Below are 21030 nucleotides of genomic sequence, written 5' to 3'. Positions count from 1 at the left end.
CAAGCAACCAGCCTACCGACGCACCGGTCTACTCCGGTGCCCGCGCCTCTTCGGAATAGAAGCGATGGCACGACCGACCGTTTCGCTTGGCCTCGTAAAGGGCCAAATCCGCCGAGTGCAGAATCTCAGCCGGTTTCGGGGACAGAAACTGTGACGTAAGTGCGGTCCCGATGCTCGCCGAAATCGCGCAGGTCTCGCCCTCGAAAACCATCGGTTTCTGAAGGCGGCCAATCAGGCGATTGGCGATCCGTTCAAGCTGAGCCCTGCTCGACAGGCTTTTGAATATCAGAACAAATTCATCGCCGCCGATCCGGGCGACCGTGTCGTCGCTGCGGGTTTCTTCCAGCATGATCCGGGCGGCCTGGGACAGCACATAGTCGCCCGCGGCATGCCCCAATTCGTCGTTCACGGCTTTGAAGAAATCCAGGTCCAGATGCATCAACGCAAAAGTGGATTTCGTTGAAACCAAATGCTCGAGAATGTGGTCCATCGCGCGCCGGTTCTTGAGGCCGGTCAGAGTATCCGTATAGGCCTGTTCCTCGGCCGCAAGCATTGCCCCCTGAAGCCGCAGGTTCAACGACCTCGAAGCCTCCATCGCTGCAGACTTGGCTTCGACCAGGTAGAGCAATTCAATTGCGAGGTCGGTTCCCGAGAAATCCGCACTTGTCAGTGCATAATCCCGTACAGCGTCCAGGATCGAGATCCCGAAGGACAGGTTGATAACCGCGCCTGCATCGTCAGGCAGCGGCGCCACCAAACCCTTCAATGCTGTGCGCGGTTCATCGTGAAGCTTGAGATGAAGCTTGGTACCTGCCGTCGCCATCAACGCCGGCATAGTCGTCACGGTTCTGGGCCTTACCAGTTCAAATATTTCCAGAAATTCGCTGCCAACCAACGGCTGGTCGGGGCGCAGTTTTTGCAGTGTCGGCCCGACCTGAAGGATACGCCCATCCTGATCCACCAAGGTGAACATCGGGCACAACGTCTCCAACATCCTGCCCAGTTGATCCAGATCCATCATCAGTTCCGCGCCCCCAGATCAAAGTGACGACCCTCGGCAAAGGCGCTTTCGACCAGAACCATCGAGATGACGTCCACCCCGCCCCTCTGCCCGGCATGCCTCAGAATCACGAGCGCGCCATAGTCGTCCGCCATTGCTCGCAAGATCCCGATCATGACATTGGCATACCCATCCAGCCCGGGATGGCAGCGCAGTTCGAATTCTGTGGGCGAACGCTCCAGCAGTTCCAGGGCAGGCAATTCAAGGTCAGAGACCGCCAGTTTGACCCGGTCGGCCAGATCATCCAAAGACTGCAGAAACTCGACATAGGTAACGCCGCCAAAGCGCAGAAGGCGCCGCAATCCTTCCATGTTGGGGTGTGAGACCAGATAGGTTCCGAGATCTTCCAGAAACTCGTCCCGCGAACGGTTCAATTGATCGCAGACCACGTCCAGCAGGCGATATGACTTTTCCCGGTCGTAGACGAGCATCGCTTCGAACTCGGCGAACCCAAGTTCAGCGGCCTCGGTCGCCCGAAGCCAGCGCTCACGCCCATAGGTCGCGCATACAAACGATTGAACTGCCCTGTTGATCAATCCGTGCATGAATGCCCTCAAAAAGGTTTCATGCCGATCCCACCTCAAAGATCTTAACAAAGGCCAAATGCGGCAGTTCAAGATGCGGAAAATTCACGGAAATCTCAGGATGAGACATCTTGCCGTTCCAGCTGCCTGCCCGATGATGCGCTATCAGAAATCGGTCGGCGCGCCCCCTTCGGCTTTGCGACGTGCGACGAAGTCAGCCAATTCCTCTCGGATCGCCTCATCCATGGGCGGAGCCTCAAAGCTGTTGATGATCTCCTTGAACATCAGATGCGCCCGTTCGGCTGTCCAGATCCCGCCTGCGACTTCCCAACCCTCGTAGTTTTTCCAATCGCTCAGGAAGGGTTGATAGAACGCGGTGGTATAGCGATCCTGGGTGTGTTGGATGCCAAAGAAGTGCCCATCGTTCCCGACCGCTCGGATGGCTTCCAGTGCGATTTCGTCCGGGCCTGTGGCGCAGATCTCAGGCTGCATATACCTTTGGATTTGCTGCAATATCTCGCAGTCCATGATGAACTTCTCCGGGCTCGCGATCAGGCCGCCCTCCAGCCATCCGGCCGCGTGATAGACCATGTTGGTCCCCGACTGCACCGCCGCCCAGAGTGAATTCGACGTCTCCCAGACAGCTTGGCCGTCCGGCACATTGGCCGCGCAGACACCGGACGAGCGCAAGGGCAGCCCATAGAACCGCGCCATCTGGCCGGTCATCTGGGTCGACCGGATGTATTCAGGTGTGCCAAACGCAGGCGCACCAGACTTCATGTCGACATTCGAGGTGAATGTCCCGATGACACATGGGATGCCGGGCCGGACGTACTGGAACAAGGCAATCGCACACAGCGCCTCGGCCAACGACTGCGCAACGGCCCCGGCCATCGTCACCGGGGCCATGGCCCCAGCCAAAGTGAAAGGCGTGACGACAATGGCCTGCCCCCGCCGGGCCAGCCGCAGGCACCCGTCGATCATCGGGTGGTCGTGTTTCAGTGGCGAGGTCGAGTTGATATTGGTGTACATGCGCGGTGACGCCTCGAATTCCTCGTGGCTGAGACCGCCTGCGATGCGCACCATTTCCATGACATCTTCGACGCGCTCTTTGCCCAACGAATAGGCATGCATCGCCTTGTCCGTCAGCGTCAGCTTGTCATAAAGGACATCCAGGTGCCGGACGCTGGCGTGCAGGTCAACCGGCTCGACCGGGTAGCCTCCGGCAAAGTGGATGCAGTTGAAATACTGCGTCAACTTCAACAGGTTCTGGCACATTTCGCGGTTGCCGGGAACCTTCTTGCCGATCTCCATGTCCCAGTAGTTCGGCGGTGACGAGACATTTCCGAACAACATCGTCTTGCCGCCGATCTCGATCGTGTGGTTCGGGTTGCGCGGCGTGATGGTAAAGGTCGACGGCGCCTTGGCGACCATTTCCATAACGAAGTCACGACCCATGCGCACGTTGTCGCCGTTGACGATGCATCCAGCTTCACGCAGGATCTCCAAGGCTTCCTGATTGTAGAACTCGATGCCGATTTCCTCGAGAATACGCATGGCGCCGTCATGGATGGCTTCGACGCCCTCGGGGCCCAACGGTTCGGTTGGCCGGTCGATGTTGATCGGCGGGTTCCATGGCATCTGGTCGATGACTGCCGCACCGCGGCGCGCTGCAGCGCCTGCGCGTCCACCACCCCTGCGCTTGCGAGTATTCGTGTCGGCCATCTGTTCCTCCGGCGATTGTTACTCTCAAACAAGACCCGAAGTCCGGTCTCTGGCCGCTCTGTCTGCGACAGCCAAGGTCGGTTTCAACTCATGAACCGCCGATTTTCAGGCAAGGCGCTTTAACGAAGGTTCAGCCAGCCGGGGATGTGGCTGATATCGGGAAGAACGACATCAGCCATCGGTGCAAGATCCTCAACCTTTGCCAATCCAGTCAGAACACCGATCGTGGTCATGCCGGCGGCGCGACCGGCCTCCAGATCGTGCAGACTGTCGCCGACCATGGCGATCCGGTCCGGTGGGACGCCAACATGTTGGGCAAAAGCCAACAACTGGCCGGGCCCAGGCTTGAACCCGTGGCCACTGTCATACCCCGCAATGAAATCGAAATAGGTCTCGATTCCGACCGAGGCCAGGTGCCGTTTCGCCGGCATCTCGCCGTCATTGGTCGCAACACCCAGCTTCTTGCCGGCGTCTTTCAGGGATTGCAGAAAAGGTGCAAGCGCAACGGCCTCGACCTGAGGCGCATGGGCAGAAGCCGCATTCAAGGTCTGAACCAGATCCTCGCGGGACCAGCCGTCAAGGTCTGGGAACAAGGCGTCTGCGACCTCGTCGACGGTGCCAGCGATCACGATACTGTCCTCGGAATAGGTCTCTGTCGCGAAGTCAAAGCCAATGCTCTTTCCAAGCACGGACGCACGCGCATTGTCGCCCTCGCTCAGACGCAGCAGCACCGCCTTGCCGAACGCCCCCCACGTGGCGGCGAAATCAAACAGGGTTCCGTCCTTGTCAAAAACCAGCGCATCAATCGACATGCATTCTTGCTCCTGCGCGGACCCGTTCAGGTCCAATGAACATCCGCGCCGCCTGACAGGACGCTTCGGGCCTGGGCCGGTTGATCGTAGGGGACAGCGTTTGCGTCACAAAAGGCCAACACCCACGAATCGTCAAGCATCAGAAATTCCAGCACCGAAGCAAGAAACTCGGGCTCTGTGGCGCGGTCCCTCAGGTCATCCGTCGAGGCGCCGGTCGAACCAAGGAAAACAGGCAACAATTCATCGTTCCCAACAAGCCACCCAAGCGCTTTCAAGGCCAGAGTTTCGGCGAATTCGGCAGAGATCGGCATGATCAGGCCCCGGTTCGAAGATTTGGAAAGGGTTTGTTAACCAGACTCATAAACACTTTGGCAAGGCATGCAATCTACGGTGAAAACAATGTCCGTGCAGGGAACCATCCTTGTCCTCGACGGGGTCTCGACCAATCGCATCATGCTGAAGGTGCAGCTGACGGCGGCGTGGTATCATGTCGTGCAGGGCGAGAAGCTGGCTGGTCTTGGGGCGTTGCTACGGCGGACCCGGCCGGATCTGGTGCTGACGGCCCAGACACTACCCGACGGAGACGCGGGCGACGTCAAAAGACTGATGCTGTCCGTTCCGGCCCTGCAGGATGTCCCTGTGGTCGCGATTGCGCCTCAGAACGATCGGACCGCCCGGCTGCGGAACCTGTCCGAGGGGCTGGATGACGTTCTGGCCTATCCGTTCAAAGATACGCTGTTGCTGGCGCGTGTGCGAAGCCTGCTGCGCGCCCGTGCGGAAACTCAGGATCTGAAGAACAGTGGCAACCCTCAATCCGTGGGATTTGCCGAAGCCCCCGCAGCAATGATCACGCCCGCGCGGCATGGTCAGATCGCCGTCTTGGCCCACACCGCACGTACTCGCACGCTGTGGCACAAGGCCCTGAACGGACGAACGCAGCATTCGGTGTGCAGCCATACCCTGCCCAACCTCAGCGGAGTCTTGTCCGGCACCATACCTGACGCGATTGTTGTCGAATTGAACAGCGATCCATCCGGCCTGAACATGTTGGCCGACCTCAAATCCCGCACCGGCACTCGGCGGACCGCTCTGATCGGAATCATTCCCGATGACAACGCCACTCTTGCCGCCGAGGCCCTGGATCGCGGCGCCGATGCGATTTGCCTCGGAGGGTTCTGCCCTGACGAAGTATCGCTTCGGGTCGAGGCGTTGATTGCACGCAAGGCGCATGACGAGCAAATGCGCGACTCGTTGCGCCGTGGGCTTGAGGAATCGTGGATCGACACGCTGACGGGCCTGAACAACCGTCGTTTCGCACAGACCGCGATGGACCAATTGCTGCACAGTTCGGTGCACAAACAGCGGGGTTTTGCGATCATGCTGGCCGACCTGGACCATTTCAAATCCATCAATGACCGTTACGGCCATAGTGCCGGTGACAGGGTTTTGGTCGAGGCCGGAAAACGGATGAAGCGCGCTTTCGGACCTGACGGCTTCCTCGCCCGCATCGGAGGAGAGGAATTCCTGTTCGGACTGCCAAACGCGACCCGCGAAAAGGCGCTCAGGAAGGCGGCCGATATCTGCAGCGGCGTCAGCAGCGTACCGATCGTCCTGCCGGACATTCCTGCCCGGCTTCCGGTGACGGTCAGCATCGGGCTGAAGGTATGCGAGCCACCCTTCTCCCCACTTCCAGACGGCTCACTGTCGGCCGAAAGCCTGATCAAATGCGCGGACAAGGCGCTTTATGCGGCAAAACAGGCAGGCCGGAACCAGGTGTGGATGAAACAGAACGCGGCCTAAGCGGGTCAGTCCTTGCGTTTCTTGGGATCCGGGCGCCGCTTCAACACGTCTTCCAAGCGGTCGGCATAAGCTTTTCGTTCTTCGTCGGACATGGCCGAAACCCGAGCCAGCCATTGCTCTTGCAGTGCTGCCTGGATTTCGTCATTCGCCCGTGCTTGTTCTTCCAGCAGGTTCTGGACTTCATCGCGGTCGAACGGAATGGCCCGCAGCGCTTTGCCAAGCGCCTTGAAATCACGAGACCTTTTCTCAGCCCCGCGCCGATGCTTGTCGGCCAGATCGCCTCTCAACGCCTTGCGTTCCGGATCAGGAAGAGCGCGGTACAGGGCAGGTCCAAATCCGGGAGGAACATCGTCCCGCACACCGTGAAACCGCAGCGCAGTCCCGATGATCACCCCGGCGACCAGCAGGTTCAGGCCAAGGGATACCACCAATAGCACAGGCACCCAGCGCCTTGGGGGTTTAACGTCTTCATTCATTCCGCTTCCTCCAGAAACGCGGCCTCGAGACCGAGATTGGCGACCATGTAGGATGCATCCTGGGTCATTATGTAATTTGCCGGGTCCGGCAGAAAGGACGGCGCGGCAAAACCGACCCATGCGCCAACCACGCTGGCCGCCGCAAGCCCACTGAGCGCCTGCCAGCCCCCGAGACCGGCAACGAGATTGCCCAAAAACCCCTGTGACTTGGGTTTCGCTGTTTTTGTCGCCGCAAGCCGGATGGCCTCGGCATCCGTCAGGATACGAACGGCCAAATCGTCGGGCAGATCAACATGTGCCTGCCGTGCCTCGGCAAACAAAAGATCCAGTTCTGTATCTTGGTCAGACATGGTCATACCCCAACTCTTCCTGACGGCCTGACAGTATGGCCGTCAACGACCGCTTTCCGCGGGCAACAAGGCTTTCTACCGCTTCTACGGAAATCCTCATGATTCCCGCGATTTCCGGATTGGACAACTCCTCGATATGCCTGAGAATGACAGCTTCGCGCTGCCGTTCCGGCAATTGTGCCAAGGCCGATTGCAACGCATCCACGCGAGCGTTTTGCTGCATACGGTCCACGACACTGGGCTGGTCGTCCTCAGGCTCTGGCACATCGTCCAATGTGCCTGCCGTTTTCTTCCGCCGCAGATCGACACACAGGTTCAAGACCACGCGGTACAACCAGGTCGAGATCTTGGCCTGCCCCGGAACCCAGTCCGCCGCCACTTTCCACAGCCGAAGCATCGCTTCCTGGGTTACGTCTTCGGCCTCTGCCCTGTTGTTCAACATGCGCAGAGCAACCGAATAGCACCGCGGCCCCAACCGATCGGTCAACAGGCGTGCTGCCTGAGCGTCGCCTTCGGCAAACCGTTTCAGCAACACGTCGTCGCTGCGGGCATCCGCGGCGACCGTGTCGCCGCGGACAGTATGCGCAGAGGACGGCACGTCCTTCATCCTGCGTCAGTTGTTGTCTGGGTCCGGGCGGCCACCCTTCTTGTGGTGCCGACCCATTCCATCCCGTGCATTGGCGAACTCCTGCTCGGACAGAGATCCGTTTCCATCCGCATCAAGGCGGTCAAACATCTTGTCAGCCCGGCGCGGTTTCGGCAACTCGTCCGCAGTCAGAAAGCCGTCTTTGTCAGCATCATGACGCTCGAACATGTCGGAAACGCGATCGTTTGCCTTCTTCTGGGCCTCGGCCTGCATTTCTTCGACGCTGATCTTTCCGTCACCGTCGGTATCGGCCGAGGTGAACTTCTGCAGGCGATGGGCCTCCATCTCGGCCTTGGTCACCTGGCCGTCACCGTTGGCATCCAGCTCCTGAAAGCTGACCGGTTCACGGTCGCGAGGTCCTTTGGCCAGCGCAGCCGTCCCGGTGACGGCAACTGCAGACAGAATGATGGCCGAGATAAATTTTGCGCTCTTCATTGCTCGTTTCCTTTGTTGTCGCGGCCCTGTGCCGCTGCTTACATTCATTCAAACGCAGCCCGGCAAAGCTTCCGTCGCTGTCCGCGAATTTTTTTCCAGCATTGAAACCTGCATTTCCGGTCAATATTTCGGAGAGGGTCGGTGCAAAGCGACGCACCCCCCTTTTCTGCGGGATGAAACAAGCGCAATATCCCCGAAATCCGAGCGCGAGTATCAAGATGACAGATCAAACCATCGACACCCTCTGTCAGGAGGAACGCCCCACGTGGCCCGCCATCGTGAAAGGGTTCCGGTGCAAATGCCCCAATTGCGGCAAAGGCAAGCTGTTGCACAGCTACCTGAAGGTGAATGATACCTGCGCAAACTGCGGTCAGGAATTGTTTCACCACAGGGCGGATGACGGGCCGGCCTACTTGACCATTCTGCTGGTCGGACACCTTCTGGCTCCGGCGCTGCATGTCACATACGTCGGCCTGCGCCCGTCTCCGTGGGCCATGGCAATCGGCTTTTCGATAGCGTGCGTTGCGCTGTCGCTGTTCCTTCTGCCCAGGCTCAAAGGAGCGGTCGTCGGCTTTCAATGGGCCCGGAAGATGCACGGGTTCGACGACAGCAAGTGACCCGTCAATGCAGCTGAGCTTCTCATGACCGTGGACAAATCCGCAATTCGCGACGCCGCGACGATCATCGTTTTGCGCGACCGTTTTCGAACCCCGTCGATCCTGATGGGCCAACGTGGTGCCGCGGCGGCCTTCATGCCGAACAAGTTCGTGTTTCCGGGGGGTGCCGTGGATGCTGAGGACGCGCAAGTTCCGCTGGCCACTCCGGTACCCGAGATTTGCCAACAAAGGCTGAGCGATCAGGCTCCTGCCGGACTGCACGTGCCACTGGCGGCAGCGGCAATTCGCGAGTTGTGGGAGGAGACCGGCCTTATCCTCGGAGTCCGCGACAACTGGCCGGGTCCGGTTCCACATGCCTGGACCGGCTACGCGGAAAGAGGCTACATTCCGTCGGCCGAAGCGCTGCAGTTCGTGTTCCGCGCGGTTACCCCGCCCGGACGCCCACGCCGGTTCGACGCCCGGTTTTTTCTTTTGGACGCAGATGCCGTCGCCGGTGATCTGGACGATTTCAGCCAGGCCTCGGATGAACTGTCACATCTACAGTGGATTCCGCTGGAACAGGCGCGGGAGTTCGACTTGCCGTTCATCACCGAGGTTGTTCTGTCGGAAGTCGAGGCGCGCGTATCAGATACAACGCCCCCCGACTCTGTGCCGTTCTTTCTGAACAACGAAGAAGCCAGTCTGTTCCAGCGTCTCAAGGGCCACCCGATGCCCGAAACAGACTGAGCCGCCTTATTTCATTCGGCTTATCACAACCGTGACTTCGGGCTTTTTGCCGATTTCGATCTGCGCACTTTGTCGAACGATGCGACGCATGGCTTCTTCCAGTTTGTCATCGTCCCGCAGCGTTTTGACCTCAGCCCGCATCAGGAACTGGTTCAGGTCCTCTTCCAGCACCTCGATCAATCCGGCCCGCGACACGCCGGTTTCCGGCAGCCCCATGGTATCGCACCAAGGTTCGCCCAGTGGCTCATCGTCTTCGTCCAGGATGACAGTTACGGTCACGTGCCCGTTCAGAGCCATGCGGATACGGTCCCGCACCACACCGTCCAGCGCGCCAATCTTGACGGAACCGTCCAGGTAGGTCCGGCCGGTCTCGACATAATCCACGACCTCGGGCGCGTTCCCCGACAGATCCAGCATCGTGCCATTGACCGCCAGGACACCGGCACGACCAGCGGCCTCGGCCAGCTTGGCGTGTTCCCGCAGATGCCTGTGTTCACCGTGCATTGGAACGACGATCTGAGGATCGACCAAGGCATGCATCTGCTCAAGATCAGGGCGGTTGGCGTGGCCGGAAACGTGGTACAAGCCAGCGCTGTCATCGACCACGTCGACGCCTTTTTCGCTCAGTTGGTTCATGATGCGGATCACACCGCGTTCATTCCCCGGAATGGTCTTCGAGGAGAAAAGGAACAGGTCGCCATCCTTCAGCTCGATCCCCCGGTATTTGCCGCGCGCCAACTGCGCGCTGGCCGCGCGGCGCTCACCCTGGCTGCCGGTGACGATCAGCATCAGGTTCTGGCGGGGCAGATCCAAGGCTTCCTCAGCGCTGATCACGCGCGGAAAATCAGACAGGATACCGGTTTCAGTCGCAGCCTCGATCATGCGGCGCATGGCCCGGCCCAACAGAACCACCGAACGACCCGCCCGATGCCCGGCCTCGGCCAGCGTTTTGACCCGCGCGACATTCGACGCAAAGGTCGTTGCAACCACCATACCAGTCGCGTCCTCGACCAATTGGGTGATGGCCGGCCCAACCTCCGACTCCGAGCGACCGGGATGCGAGGAAAACACGTTGGTGCTGTCACAAACCAACGCCTTGACCCCAGGCTTGGCCACTTCGGCCCAAAGATCGGGATCAAACGGTTCGCCCACAACCGGATTGGTGTCCAGTTTGAAATCACCGGTATGCACGACACGGCCAGCCTGCGTGTCGATCACCAGCGCCGCACTCTCGGGGATCGAATGCGAAACGGGCAGGAATCCGACCGTAAACGGACCTGCCTTGATTTGCTCGGGCCAGGCGGAAACGGTGCGCACGGCTTCGGGCGGATGTCCGGCATCTTCCATTTTGCGGCGGGCGATATTCGCGGTGAAAGCACGCGCGTAGACCGGCGCGCCAAGGGCCTCATGACAATGGGCCACGGCGCCGACGTGATCCTCGTGCGCATGGGTGACGAAGATCGCCTCAAGCCGATCCGCACGTTCTTTCAACCACGAAATGTCGGCGTAGATCAGATCGACGCCCGGCGTTGTATCCATGTCGGGAAAGGTCACGCCCAGATCGACCAGGATCAGACGTTCCTGACCGGGTTTGCCATAGCCGTAGACATAGGCGTTCATACCGATTTCGCCCGCGCCGCCGAGCGGCAAGTAGATCAGTCTTTCGCTGCTCATGCCGAGCCAGTATCCTTGTTGTAGCGATGGATCACGGTAAGCCCGTGCATCGTCAGATCGTCTTCAATTGCATCAAAGCCCACATCGGCCTGATCGAACAGCGGTGCAAGACCGCCCGTCCCTATGACCTTCATGGGCATTCCGTATTCCGCCTTGATCCTGTCGATCAAACCTTCGATGAGGCCGGAATACCCCCAATACACACCTGACTGGATACATCCAACCGTGTTTGTGCCGATGACTTTCTCGGGACGCGTCACGTCGATATGCGGCAGAGCTGCAGCGCCCTGGTGCAAGGCCTCGAGACTGAGGTTCACGCCGGGGGCGATCACTCCTCCGACATAGGCGCCATCAGCGGCGACCACATCGAAATTCGTGGCGGTCCCGAAATCCACCACCACGACATTCCCGCCGTGCCGATCAAAGGCACCGGCCGCATTCGCCAGACGGTCCGGACCGGGAATCGTCCCTTCATCAACGCGCGGCGCTACCGGCAACTCGCAATCGGGCTTGCCCACCACCAACGGCCGGCATCCAAAGAACCGGTCGGCAAAGACGCGCAGGTTGAACACCACCCGCGGCACCGTCGAGGCAATGATGACGTCGGTGATGTCAGCCTCGATCCCGTAATGTTTCACCAGGGTCGAGTACCAGGTGAAATAGGCATCGGCCGTGCGGGCATGGTGGGTTGAGGTGCGCAGCGTGCACAGGAATTTCTCGCCATCCCAGATCGAGAAAACGGTGTTCGTGTTGCCGCAGTCAATGGCCAGAAGCATATGCGCCCCTTTCAGAAATAGACGTCTGCCGCCGGAATGCTGACGCGGCCCTTGGCGGTGTTTAGGACAAGGTTGCCGCCCGCGTCCACCGTTTCAAAGGTCCCGACGGTTTCCGAAGCACCTGTGCGCGCGGTAATCACCTCGCCCAGCTTCGCAGCCCGGGCCAGCCACGCTTGGCGGATCGGTTCAAACCCGTAGGTAACAAACTGGTGTTCGAGCTTTGCGTAGGCATCGGCGAGTTCGGTCAGAAAATCCTCGGCGGACACCTGAGCCCCGGTTTCCGACAACAACGAAACGGGCCGCAGAGCCCCCTGCTCGACTGACTCAGGACCGGGCGCGTCTGCGAGGTTCACCCCGATGCCGATCGCAAGGTGGGATACGTCGCGCCCCTGCCCCGTGCTTTCCAACAGGATGCCGGCCAGTTTCCCGCCGTTCAACAACACGTCATTCGGCCATTTCAATGCGAACCCCTGTGCGCGACCGGTGACCGAAACACAGGCATCAAAAAGCGCCAGCGCGGCAACAAAGCTGCGATGGGCTGCCTGCTCTGGATTGCCCTCGGGCCGCAGCAACAAGGTTGCTGCCAAGTTGCCCTGGGGGTTGGACCACGCCCGGCCGCGCCTGCCACGCGCGGCGGTTTGATGATGCGCCATGATCCAGACCGGACCTGTTGCAGTGGGTGCGATCCGCGCGGCCTCATTCAGGGTGCTGTCAACTTCCTGCAGGATATGCAGACCGTATCCTTGGGGCCAGGTGCTCATGCCAAAAAGGCCCGGCCTGATGGCCGAGCCCCTTTCCAGGTTTTGTTGAAACGGTCAGTTGACAAGCGTCGTCGCCGCGGCTGCCGCAGCGCCCTCGATCCCGAACTGGTAGACCACACCGATCAACATCAATGCGGCCGACCCCATCAGAGCAACCCACAATACCGGGGTCGAGCGGGTTTCGATCGGATCTTCGTTTTCGTCGCCGAAATACATGTAGTAGACGATCCGCAGGTAGTAGAAGGCACCGATCACCGAGGCGATTGCCGATGCAATAACCAACCCAATCAGGTCAGCTTGCACACCGGCCTGCCAGACGCCGAACTTGGCGAAGAACCCCAGCATTGGCGGTACGCCGGCAAGGCTGAACATCAGGATCAGCACTGCCAGCGCCTTGCCCGGGTCCCGCTTGGAATACTGGCGCAGGGCGTCGATGTCTGTCACCGGCTTGCCGTCGCGCTCCATCATCAGGATGAAGGCGAAGGTGCCGATATTCATGGTCACATAGATCGCCAGATACATCAGCATCGCTTTGACACCCAATTCGGTGCCTGCGGCCAGACCGATCAGCGCGTACCCCATATGTGCAATTGACGAATAGGCCATCAGCCGTTTGATGTCGCGCTGCCCGATGGCAGCCACGGCCCCCAGCAACATCGACAGGACCGAAAGCAGCACGATCACCTGCTGCCAGTCCGCGATGGCACCGCCGAACGCATCATGCAGAACGCGCGCGAACAAGGCCATCGCTGCAACTTTGGGTGCGGTTGCAAAGAAAGCCGTCACCGGAGTGGGCGAGCCCTCGTAAACGTCCGGTGTCCACATGTGGAACGGAACCGCCGAAATCTTGAATGCCAGACCCGAGATCAGCAGAACAAGGCCAAACAGAAGCCCAACCGAGACATCGCCGTGATGCACCGTGTTGATGATGCCCGAGAACAGCGTCGTACCGGTGAACCCATAGACCAGAGATGCGCCGAACAGCAGCAATCCCGAACTGAGCGCACCCAAAACGAAATACTTCAGCCCCGCCTCGGTCGATTTGGCGCTGTCACGGCGCAGGGCCGCCACGACATACAGAGACAGCGACTGCAGCTCGAGACCCATATAGAGCGACATCAGATCGCCGGCGCTGACCATCATCATCATGCCGACCGCTGCCAAAGCCACCAGCAACGGATACTCGAAACGCAGCAGGTTCCGGCGCGCCATGTACTCCTGGCTCATAACCAGAACCGCGGCGGCCGATAGCAGAATCGCGACCTTTGCAAATCGGGCGAACCCGTCGTCGATGAACATGCCGTTGAAGGCCACGTTGGTCCCCGAGCCGTTCGACGCGATCCAGAACGACAGCGCCGCCATCAGTCCGGCCGTCGTCCAGACCAGAACCGGAGCCAGCGCATCCTTGCTGGTGTAGACAGCTCCGATCAGCGCCGCCATCGCATAGATCGCCAGAATGATTTCCGGCAGAATTACAGTGAGATCAGCCTGGATCATGTCTCCAAAGCTCCCTTAGTGCGAAGCGACCTGGGTCGCGGCCTCGGCCGCGGCCAGAGCCGTGTCATAGTTCGAAATCAGCGCGGCGGTCGAATTGCCGATCACGTCGGTGACCAGCGACGGATAGACGCCCAGCAGGATGGTCATGACGATCAGCGGCGCAAAGATCAGACGCTCGCGTGTGCTCATGTCGGTGATCGACTTGAGGCTTTCCTTGATCAGGTCGCCAAAGACCACGCGGCGATACAACCAAAGCGCATAAGCCGCCGAGAAGATCACACCGCTGGCCGCCACTGCGGTCACCCAGGTGTTGACCTGGAAGGTGCCCATAAGCGTCAGGAATTCGCCGATGAACCCGCTGGTGCCCGGCAGGCCCACATTGGCCATGGTGAACAGCATGAACACCAACGCATAGGCCGGCATCCGGATCACCAGGCCGCCATAGGCCTCGATGTCGCGGGTGTGCATCCGGTCGTAGATCACGCCAACACAAAGGAACAGCGCGGCCGAGATGAACCCGTGGCTGAGCATCTGGAAAATCGCCCCGTCGATGCCCTGCTGGTTGGCGGCAAAGATGCCCATGGTCACAAAACCCATATGCGCGACCGAAGAATAGGCGATCAGCTTTTTCATGTCCTCCTGCACCAGCGCCACCAACGAGGTATAGACCACGGCGATTGCCGACAGCCACAGCACCAGATCGGTCATCACGGCCGACCCGACAGGGAACATGGGCAAGCTGAAACGCAGGAAACCATAGCCACCCATCTTCAGCAGAATTGCCGCCAGCACGACCGAGCCCGCCGTCGGTGCCTGAACGTGCGCGTCTGGCAACCAGGTGTGCACGGGCCACATCGGCATCTTCACCGCGAAGGACGCAAAGAACGCGAGGAACATCAGCGTCTGCATACCGCCGACAATGTGGACACCCAGCACGCTGAAGCTCTCGGACGAGAACTGGTGCGTCATGAGTGCGGCAATGTCCGTGGTGCCTGCATCCGCATACATCGCCACCATCGCCACCAGCATCAGAACCGAGCCGAGGAAGGTGTAGAGGAAGAACTTGAAGCTGGCATAGATCCGGTCCTTGCCGCCCCAGATGCCGATGATCAGGAACATCGGGATCAGCCCGGCTTCGAAGAACAGGTAGAACAGCACCAGGTCCAGCGCCATGAACACGCCGAGCATCAGCGTTTCCAGAAGCAGGAAGGCGATCATGTATTCCTTGACCCGGTCGGTCACGTTCCAGCTGGCCAGAATGGTCAGCGGCATGATGAAGGTGGTCAGCAGCACGAACAGAACGCTGATGCCATCCACGCCCATCTTGTACTTCAGGCCCAGCAGCCACTGACCCTCTTCCACCATCTGAAAGCCAGTGTTCGATGGGTCGAACTCGGTGTAAATCCCGATCGAAACAAGGAAGGTCACGGTGGTCGCAACCAGCGCGATCCACTTGGCATTGCGCTGTGCGGCCACATCGTTCCCGTGCAGGAACAGCGCCATCAGACCGGCGGAAATGGCCGGAATGAACGTTACAATGGATAGGATATTGTCCATCAGTTTGCGCCTCCGCCGATCGACATCCAGGTGACCAGGGCGGCGATCCCCAGAACCATCCAGAAGGCGTAAGTGAAGATGTAGCCCGTCTGCGCCTTGCCTGCGAGGCGGGTGAAGAAGGGAACGACGCCCATTGCTACTCCGTTCAGGAAACCGTCGATCGTCTTGCCGTCACCGCCCTTCCACAGGAACCGGCCCAGGGCCACGGTCGGTTTTACAAGGATCGCGTCGTAGATTTCGTCAAAGTACCACTTGTTCTTGAGGAACAGGTACAGCGGGCGCTGGTTCTCGGCCAGGCGACCCGGCAGCGCCGGGTTCACGATGTAGAACAGGTAGGCCAGCCCAAAGCCCAGAAGCATCGCGACGAACGGCGAGAATTTGACCCATTTCGGCGCCGCATGCGCATCGTCCAGAACATGATTGTCCGGCGCGATGTACAGCGCGCCCTCGCCCGGCTTGCCGACAAAGGCATAGTGGTGATCTCCGCCCTTCGCCTTGTCATCATGCGCAGCCTCGTCGCCATGGGATTCGGTGGCATGCGTGTCGTCGCCATGTTCATCGGCCTTGGCATGGTCACCGGCGTCGGCATGCGCCTCGGCAACCGGAATGCCGTAGAACTTGCCCACCTGATCGGCGTGACCGAAGAAGTTGTTGTACCAGATCATACCCGCGAACACGGCGCCCAGCGACAGAACACCCAGCGGCACCAGCATGACCATCGGGCTTTCATGCGCGTGCTTATGCGTGTGCTTGTCGCCCCGCTCCTCGCCATAGAAGGTCAGGAAGATCAGGCGCCAGCTGTAGAACGAGGTCATCGCGGCCGCGATCACCAGCGCCCAGAACCCGAAGGCCGATCCGCCGGCATAGGCGCTTTCGATGATGGCATCCTTGGACAAGAAGCCAGCAAAGCCGATCGTGGTCAGCGGGATGCCGACACCGGTGATGGCCAGGGTACCGATCATCATCGCCCAGAAGGTATAGGGGATCTTCTTGCGCAGGTTGCCATAGTTCATCATGTCCTGTTCGTGGTGCATGGCGTGGATCACCGAACCCGCCCCCAGGAACAAGAGCGCCTTGAAGAAGGCATGCGTGAACAGGTGGAACATCGCCGCCGAATACATGCCCACGCCCGCGGCCACGAACATGTAGCCCAGCTGCGAGCAGGTCGAATAGGCGATCACGCGTTTGATGTCCGTCTGCACCAAGCCCACGGTCGCGGCAAAGAAAGCGGTGGCAGCCCCGAGCACGGTGACGAACCCGGTTGCTCCTGGCGCGAACTCCATCAGCGGCGACATGCGGCAAACCAGGAACACACCGGCCGTAACCATGGTGGCCGCGTGGATCAGCGCCGACACGGGCGTCGGGCCCTCCATCGCGTCCGGCAACCAGGTGTGCAGGATCAACTGCGCCGACTTGCCCATCGCACCGATGAACAGTAGCACGCAGATGACCTCGATCGCGGTCCATTCGCCCCACAGGAAGGGCAGTTGCGTTTCTGCCAGCTGGGGTGCAGCGGCAAAGATATCCGAGAAGTTGATGCTGTCGGTCAGGAAGAACAGCGCAAATATCCCAAGCGCGAAGCCGAAGTCGCCCACACGGTTGACGATGAACGCTTTCATCGCCGCCGCATTGGCCGAGGGTTTGCGATAGTAAAAACCGATCAGCAGGTACGACGCGACGCCCACGCCTTCCCAGCCGAAGAACATCTGTACGAGGTTGTCGGCCGTCACCAGCATCAGCATGGCGAAGGTGAAGAAGGACAGATATGCAAAGAAGCGCGGCTTGTAGCTTTCGCCCTCGCGCCACTGCGGGTCGTGATCCATATAGCCGAACGAATAAAGGTGCACGAGCGCCGAAACGGTGGTGACGACGATCAACATGATGGCGGTCAGCCGGTCCAGACGAACGGCCCACGAGGTCGACAGCGAGCCGCTCTCGATCCAGCGCATGATCTCGATCTGCTGGGTCTGCCCGTCAAAGCTGAAGAAGACGATCCACGACAGCAAACAGGCCAGGAACAGCAGACCCGTCGCCGTCCACAGCGCGGCCTTTTCGCCTATGAACTTCCAGCCAAAGCCGCAGATCAGCGCGCCCACGAGCGGGGCAAAGAGGATTGTGGTTTCCATGATCCCTTACCCCTTCATCATGTTGACGTCTTCAACCGCGATGGTGCCGCGGTTGCGGAAGAAGCAGACCAGAATGGCCAACCCGATGGCAGCCTCGGCCGCGGCCACGGTCAGCACGAACAGCGTAAACACCTGCCCGACCAGGTCGCCGAGGAAACTGGAAAACGCCACGAGGTTGATGTTCACGGCCAACAGCATCAGTTCGATGCTCATCAGCAGGATGATGACGTTCTTGCGGTTCAGGAAGAGACCGAAGATGCCGATGACGAACAGCGTCGCCGCGACGGTAAGATAGTGTTCAAGTCCGATCATCGTCTCAAAGTCCCTGCCCCGGTTTCACGTCCTTCAACTCCATTGCCTTGGCCGGGTCACGCATCATCTGGCCGACGATGTCCTGACGCTTGATGTCCTTGCGGTGGCGCAGCGTCAGCACGATGGCGCCGATCATGGCCACCAGCAGGATCAGGCCCGCCAGTTGGAACAGAAGGAAGTATTGATCGTAAAGGATGACACCCAGTGCCTCGGTGTTGTGGCGGTCGGCAGGGATCGGCTGGGCCAGGTTGGCCGCCGCGCCTTGTGCGCTGTCCCAGGCGCCAAAGGCCATGACGAACTGCATCAGGATGACCAGACCGATCAGCAGGGCCAGAGGCATGTAGCGCGCCATCTCGGCCTTGAGCTCGGCAAAGTCCACGTCCAGCATCATCACCACGAACAGGAACAGCACCGCCACCGCGCCGACATAGACGATGATCAGCAGCATGGCGACGAATTCCGCCCCCAGCAGCACGAACAGTCCCGCCGACGAAAGGAAGGCCAGGATCAGCCACAGCACCGAATGCACCGGCTGCCGGCTGATCACGGTGAACAGCCCGCCGGTGATGGCGCTGATGGCAAAGAGGTAAAAGGCAAATACGCTCATTGGTCATCTTCCTCGTTTTCGCCCATGGCCTCCTGCGCCAGTTCCAGCGCCCGGGTCATGGCCGGGATGCCGGCAAAGACCGACATCTGACCGATCGTTTCCACGATCTCTTGTTTCTTGGCCCCTGCCTCGATGGCATGGCGTACCGTCTGGCGCAGGGCCGTGTCGGCCTGTGCGCCCTGACAGGTCAGCCCGGCCAGCGTCAGCAACAGGCGGGTCTTGGCATCCAGTCCGCCCGGATTGACGGTGTTGCCGAACATCATCTCCATGACCTCTTTGGGCATGGTCGGCCACAACGCCTCGAAGCCGCGCATCGCGTCGACGGGCGAATAGCTCTCCAGCGCCGGGTTGAACGCCTTGGCCATGTCATGCGCCTGTCTGAGCATCTGCTCGAATGGGTTTTTCGTCGGATCGCTCATCGGTAGGGCGCGTCCAGTTCCAGATTGCGGGCGATCTCGGCTTCCCAGCGTTCACCGTTGTCCAGCAGCTTCTGCTTGTCATAGAACAGCTCTTCGCGGGTTTCCGTGGCGAATTCGAAATTAGGTCCTTCGACGATGGCATCGACCGGGCAGGCCTCTTGGCAGAAGCCGCAGTAGATGCACTTGGTCATGTCGATGTCATATCGCGTGGTACGGCGGCTGCCGTCCTGGCGCGGTTCGGCGTCGATTGTGATGGCTTGCGCGGGGCACACAGCTTCGCACAATTTGCAGGCGATGCAGCGCTCCTCGCCGTTGGGGTAACGGCGCAGGGCGTGTTCACCGCGGAACCGTGGCGACAGCGGGCCCTTTTCGTGCGGGTAGTTCACGGTGGCCTTGGGCGCGAAGAAATACTTCAGCCCCAGCTTCATTCCGACCCAGAAATCCTGCAGAAGGAAGTATTTGGCCGCGCGGGTATAGTCGATATTTGCCATTGTCAGCCTCCTACGCTCCAACGGGCGAATGCCCCCCAGAACCAGTCGAACTTCGCCGCAAAGGCCACGAAGACCACCCACACCAGGCTGAACGGCAGGAACACTTTCCAGCCCAGCCGCATCAGCTGGTCATAGCGGTAGCGGGGCGTGATCGCCTTGACCATCGCGAAGAGGAAGAAGAAGAACGCCATCTTGGCGACCATCCACAGCACGCCATCGGGCAGGCCGGGGATCGGCGACAGCCAGCCGCCGAAGAACAGCAGCGTGGTCAGCGCGCACATCAGGAAGATGGCGATGTATTCGCCCGCCATGAACAGCAGGAAGGGCGTTGCCGAGTATTCGACCTGATAGCCTGCGACCAGTTCCGATTCCGCTTCCGGAAGGTCGAACGGCGGGCGGTTGGTCTCGGCCAGGGCCGAGATGAAGAACAGGAAGACCATCGGGAAATGCGGCAGCCAGTACCAGCTGAAGAACCCGAACGAGCCATCCTGCGCCCGCACGATGTCACCAAAATTCATCGACCCGGTCGAAATGATCACCCCGATGATGATCAGGCCGATCGAAACCTCATACGAAATCATCTGCGCGGCCGAGCGCAACGAGCCCAGGAACGGGTATTTCGAGTTCGACGCCCATCCGCCCATGATCACGCCGTACACCTCGAGCGAGGACACCGCGAACACATAGAGGATAGCCACGTTGATGTCGGACAGGACCCAGCCGTCATTGAACGGAATGACCGCCCAGGCGATCATGGCCAGGACGAACGACGTCAGCGGCGCCAGGATGAAAACAGTCCGGTCCGCGCCGGCAGGGATCACCACCTCTTTGACGACGTATTTCAGCGCGTCCGCCACCGATTGCAGCAGGCCGTAAACGCCAACCACGTTGGGGCCGCGACGCATCTGGACCGCGGCCCAGATCTTGCGGTCGCCATAGACCAGAAACAGCAGCGAGATCATCACGAAGGCCACGACGGCCAGCACCTGCGCCAATATGATCAGGGCTATTCCGCCTGGGGTGTCAAAGAATTCAGCCATTGGTCCTCACACCGTGGGTATTCCGTTTTCCGCTGCCATCGCAAGGCCCGACCGGCCGGTCGGAGACTCGCGTCGCCTGCGATTGGTTTGGCGAGTTGGTGTAAACAGCATCCGCTGCCTGCACGCCACCTTTTTCCTTCATTTCATTCGGCAAAACACACGACCACGCCCCTCGCATCTCCTCTGGGAAAAACGAGCTCGGGCTTCCGCCCGCTTTGCGGTTTATGGTCGTCGCAAGCCTCATTCCGCGGCAATCTTTTGGTCACCGCGCGCCTTGGCCAGCGCCGAAAGCTCGGCCATCAACTGCGAGGCTCGTGCAATCGGGTTGGTCAGATAGAAATCCTTGATCACGGTCCGGAAATCGGCCTGCCCCAAAGGTCCGGCCTCGATTGCCTGTTCTTCGTTCTCGGGCACTTGGTCGATCGCGGCCAGATGCGGCACTGCTTCGATCAGCTTTTGCCGCAGCTGGGCCAACGTGTCATAAGGAAGTTTCTCGCCCAACTCCGCCGAAAGCGCCCGCAGGATCGCCCAGTTTTCCTTGGCTTCACCCGGTGCAAATCCGGCCCGCATCGCCAATTGAGGGCGACCCTCGGTGTTGA

At 60.1% G+C, this 21030-nt stretch carries 24 protein-coding genes; 3 read left to right on the top strand and 21 right to left on the bottom strand.

Annotated elements, in window-relative coordinates; translation table 11 throughout:
- Nucleotides 1–28 precede the first annotated feature (28 nt).
- The 5 genes from AC2FM5_RS06680 to AC2FM5_RS06660 form a co-directional block, all read right to left on the bottom strand.
- Complete coding sequence (locus tag AC2FM5_RS06680; protein ID WP_496734584.1) at nt 29–1021, bottom strand: diguanylate cyclase domain-containing protein; 993 nt, start codon at nt 1019–1021, stop codon at nt 29–31.
- On the bottom strand, nt 1021–1605 hold the full coding sequence (locus AC2FM5_RS06675) for a heme NO-binding domain-containing protein (protein WP_170365909.1): 585 nt from the start codon (nt 1603–1605) through the stop codon (nt 1021–1023). The genes AC2FM5_RS06680 and AC2FM5_RS06675 overlap by 1 nt, the downstream gene beginning before the upstream one ends.
- A 144-nt stretch (nt 1606–1749) precedes the next feature.
- Nucleotides 1750–3309, bottom strand: coding sequence for a trimethylamine methyltransferase family protein (locus AC2FM5_RS06670; RefSeq protein ID WP_170357356.1), 1560 nt, complete (start codon nt 3307–3309; stop codon nt 1750–1752).
- A gap of 119 nt (nt 3310–3428) precedes the next feature.
- Nucleotides 3429–4121 carry an HAD family hydrolase gene (locus AC2FM5_RS06665; protein ID WP_170357355.1) on the bottom strand — a complete coding sequence of 231 codons (693 nt, stop codon included), beginning with the start codon at nt 4119–4121 and terminating at the stop codon, nt 3429–3431.
- 26 nt (nt 4122–4147) lie between these two features.
- The gene (locus AC2FM5_RS06660) at nt 4148–4432 is read right to left on the bottom strand and encodes a DUF3572 domain-containing protein (RefSeq protein ID WP_093964931.1); all 285 of its coding nucleotides are present in this window, start codon (nt 4430–4432) and stop codon (nt 4148–4150) included.
- A gap of 88 nt (nt 4433–4520) precedes the next feature.
- Here AC2FM5_RS06660 and AC2FM5_RS06655 point away from each other — a divergent pair, with 88 nt between their 5' ends.
- Complete coding sequence (locus AC2FM5_RS06655; RefSeq protein ID WP_170434753.1) at nt 4521–5921, top strand: diguanylate cyclase; 1401 nt, start codon at nt 4521–4523, stop codon at nt 5919–5921.
- 5 nt (nt 5922–5926) lie between these two features.
- Here the strand turns inward: AC2FM5_RS06655 and AC2FM5_RS06650 are convergent, their stop codons facing one another.
- Genes AC2FM5_RS06650 through AC2FM5_RS06635 form a run of 4 tightly spaced genes read right to left on the bottom strand, consistent with a single transcriptional unit; the run spans nt 5927 to nt 7828 of the window.
- Nucleotides 5927–6397, bottom strand: coding sequence for a periplasmic heavy metal sensor (locus tag AC2FM5_RS06650; RefSeq protein ID WP_170341035.1), 471 nt, complete (start codon nt 6395–6397; stop codon nt 5927–5929).
- Entirely contained in the window at nt 6394–6747 is a 354-nt protein-coding gene (locus tag AC2FM5_RS06645) for a hypothetical protein (protein ID WP_254429904.1), read from the bottom strand. Before AC2FM5_RS06645 ends, AC2FM5_RS06650 begins: the two co-directional genes overlap by 4 nt.
- Nucleotides 6740–7354 (bottom strand): RNA polymerase sigma factor, encoded by a 615-nt coding sequence (locus AC2FM5_RS06640; protein WP_496734575.1) that lies wholly within the window; start codon nt 7352–7354, stop codon nt 6740–6742. Before AC2FM5_RS06640 ends, AC2FM5_RS06645 begins: the two co-directional genes overlap by 8 nt.
- 6 nt (nt 7355–7360) lie before the next feature.
- The gene (locus AC2FM5_RS06635) at nt 7361–7828 is read right to left on the bottom strand and encodes an EF-hand domain-containing protein (protein ID WP_170340413.1); all 468 of its coding nucleotides are present in this window, start codon (nt 7826–7828) and stop codon (nt 7361–7363) included.
- Between the two features lie 218 nt (nt 7829–8046).
- On the opposite strand from AC2FM5_RS06635, the gene AC2FM5_RS06630 reads away from it, so the two are divergent.
- Nucleotides 8047–8445: a DUF983 domain-containing protein gene (locus tag AC2FM5_RS06630; RefSeq protein WP_496734573.1), complete on the top strand. Its 399-nt coding sequence runs from the start codon at nt 8047–8049 to the stop codon at nt 8443–8445.
- A 24-nt stretch (nt 8446–8469) separates the two neighbouring features.
- Nucleotides 8470–9171, top strand: coding sequence for an NUDIX hydrolase (locus AC2FM5_RS06625; protein ID WP_496734571.1), 702 nt, complete (start codon nt 8470–8472; stop codon nt 9169–9171).
- A 6-nt stretch (nt 9172–9177) separates the two neighbouring features.
- Here the strand turns inward: AC2FM5_RS06625 and AC2FM5_RS06620 are convergent, their stop codons facing one another.
- The 12 genes from AC2FM5_RS06620 to AC2FM5_RS06565 all read right to left on the bottom strand — a co-directional run.
- Nucleotides 9178–10845 (bottom strand): ribonuclease J, encoded by a 1668-nt coding sequence (locus AC2FM5_RS06620; RefSeq protein ID WP_496734569.1) that lies wholly within the window; start codon nt 10843–10845, stop codon nt 9178–9180.
- Nucleotides 10842–11621, bottom strand: coding sequence for a type III pantothenate kinase (locus AC2FM5_RS06615; RefSeq protein WP_093964922.1), 780 nt, complete (start codon nt 11619–11621; stop codon nt 10842–10844). The genes AC2FM5_RS06620 and AC2FM5_RS06615 overlap by 4 nt, the downstream gene beginning before the upstream one ends.
- An 11-nt stretch (nt 11622–11632) precedes the next feature.
- The gene (locus tag AC2FM5_RS06610) at nt 11633–12382 is read right to left on the bottom strand and encodes a biotin--[acetyl-CoA-carboxylase] ligase (protein WP_496734567.1); all 750 of its coding nucleotides are present in this window, start codon (nt 12380–12382) and stop codon (nt 11633–11635) included.
- Between the two features lie 54 nt (nt 12383–12436).
- The gene (gene nuoN, locus AC2FM5_RS06605; RefSeq protein ID WP_496734565.1) at nt 12437–13879 is read right to left on the bottom strand and encodes an NADH-quinone oxidoreductase subunit NuoN; all 1443 of its coding nucleotides are present in this window, start codon (nt 13877–13879) and stop codon (nt 12437–12439) included.
- Nucleotides 13880–13894: 15 nt separating this feature from the next.
- Nucleotides 13895–15436, bottom strand: coding sequence for an NADH-quinone oxidoreductase subunit M (locus AC2FM5_RS06600; RefSeq protein ID WP_170340407.1), 1542 nt, complete (start codon nt 15434–15436; stop codon nt 13895–13897).
- The gene (gene nuoL / locus AC2FM5_RS06595; protein WP_496734563.1) at nt 15436–17562 is read right to left on the bottom strand and encodes an NADH-quinone oxidoreductase subunit L; all 2127 of its coding nucleotides are present in this window, start codon (nt 17560–17562) and stop codon (nt 15436–15438) included. The genes AC2FM5_RS06600 and nuoL overlap by 1 nt, the downstream gene beginning before the upstream one ends.
- A 6-nt stretch (nt 17563–17568) precedes the next feature.
- A complete protein-coding gene (nuoK, locus tag AC2FM5_RS06590; protein ID WP_005984024.1) occupies nt 17569–17874 on the bottom strand; it encodes an NADH-quinone oxidoreductase subunit NuoK in 306 nt (101 codons plus the stop codon).
- 4 nt (nt 17875–17878) lie between these two features.
- A complete protein-coding gene (locus AC2FM5_RS06585) occupies nt 17879–18481 on the bottom strand; it encodes an NADH-quinone oxidoreductase subunit J (protein WP_170340404.1) in 603 nt (200 codons plus the stop codon).
- The gene (locus AC2FM5_RS06580) at nt 18478–18900 is read right to left on the bottom strand and encodes a carboxymuconolactone decarboxylase family protein (RefSeq protein WP_170341019.1); all 423 of its coding nucleotides are present in this window, start codon (nt 18898–18900) and stop codon (nt 18478–18480) included. The genes AC2FM5_RS06585 and AC2FM5_RS06580 overlap by 4 nt, the downstream gene beginning before the upstream one ends.
- Nucleotides 18897–19391 carry an NADH-quinone oxidoreductase subunit NuoI gene (gene nuoI, locus AC2FM5_RS06575; RefSeq protein ID WP_170341017.1) on the bottom strand — a complete coding sequence of 165 codons (495 nt, stop codon included), beginning with the start codon at nt 19389–19391 and terminating at the stop codon, nt 18897–18899. Before nuoI ends, AC2FM5_RS06580 begins: the two co-directional genes overlap by 4 nt.
- Nucleotides 19392–19393: 2 nt before the next feature.
- Nucleotides 19394–20431 (bottom strand): NADH-quinone oxidoreductase subunit NuoH, encoded by a 1038-nt coding sequence (nuoH, locus tag AC2FM5_RS06570; protein ID WP_170340401.1) that lies wholly within the window; start codon nt 20429–20431, stop codon nt 19394–19396.
- A 240-nt stretch (nt 20432–20671) separates the two neighbouring features.
- Nucleotides 20672–21030, bottom strand: a 359-nt coding sequence (locus AC2FM5_RS06565) for a molybdopterin-dependent oxidoreductase (RefSeq protein ID WP_496734562.1), incomplete at its 5' end; no start/stop codon positions are given.

The sequence above is a fragment of the Ruegeria sp. BHSA162 genome (assembly GCF_059613385.1).
This window is presented reverse-complemented; position numbering and strand designations above follow the sequence as displayed.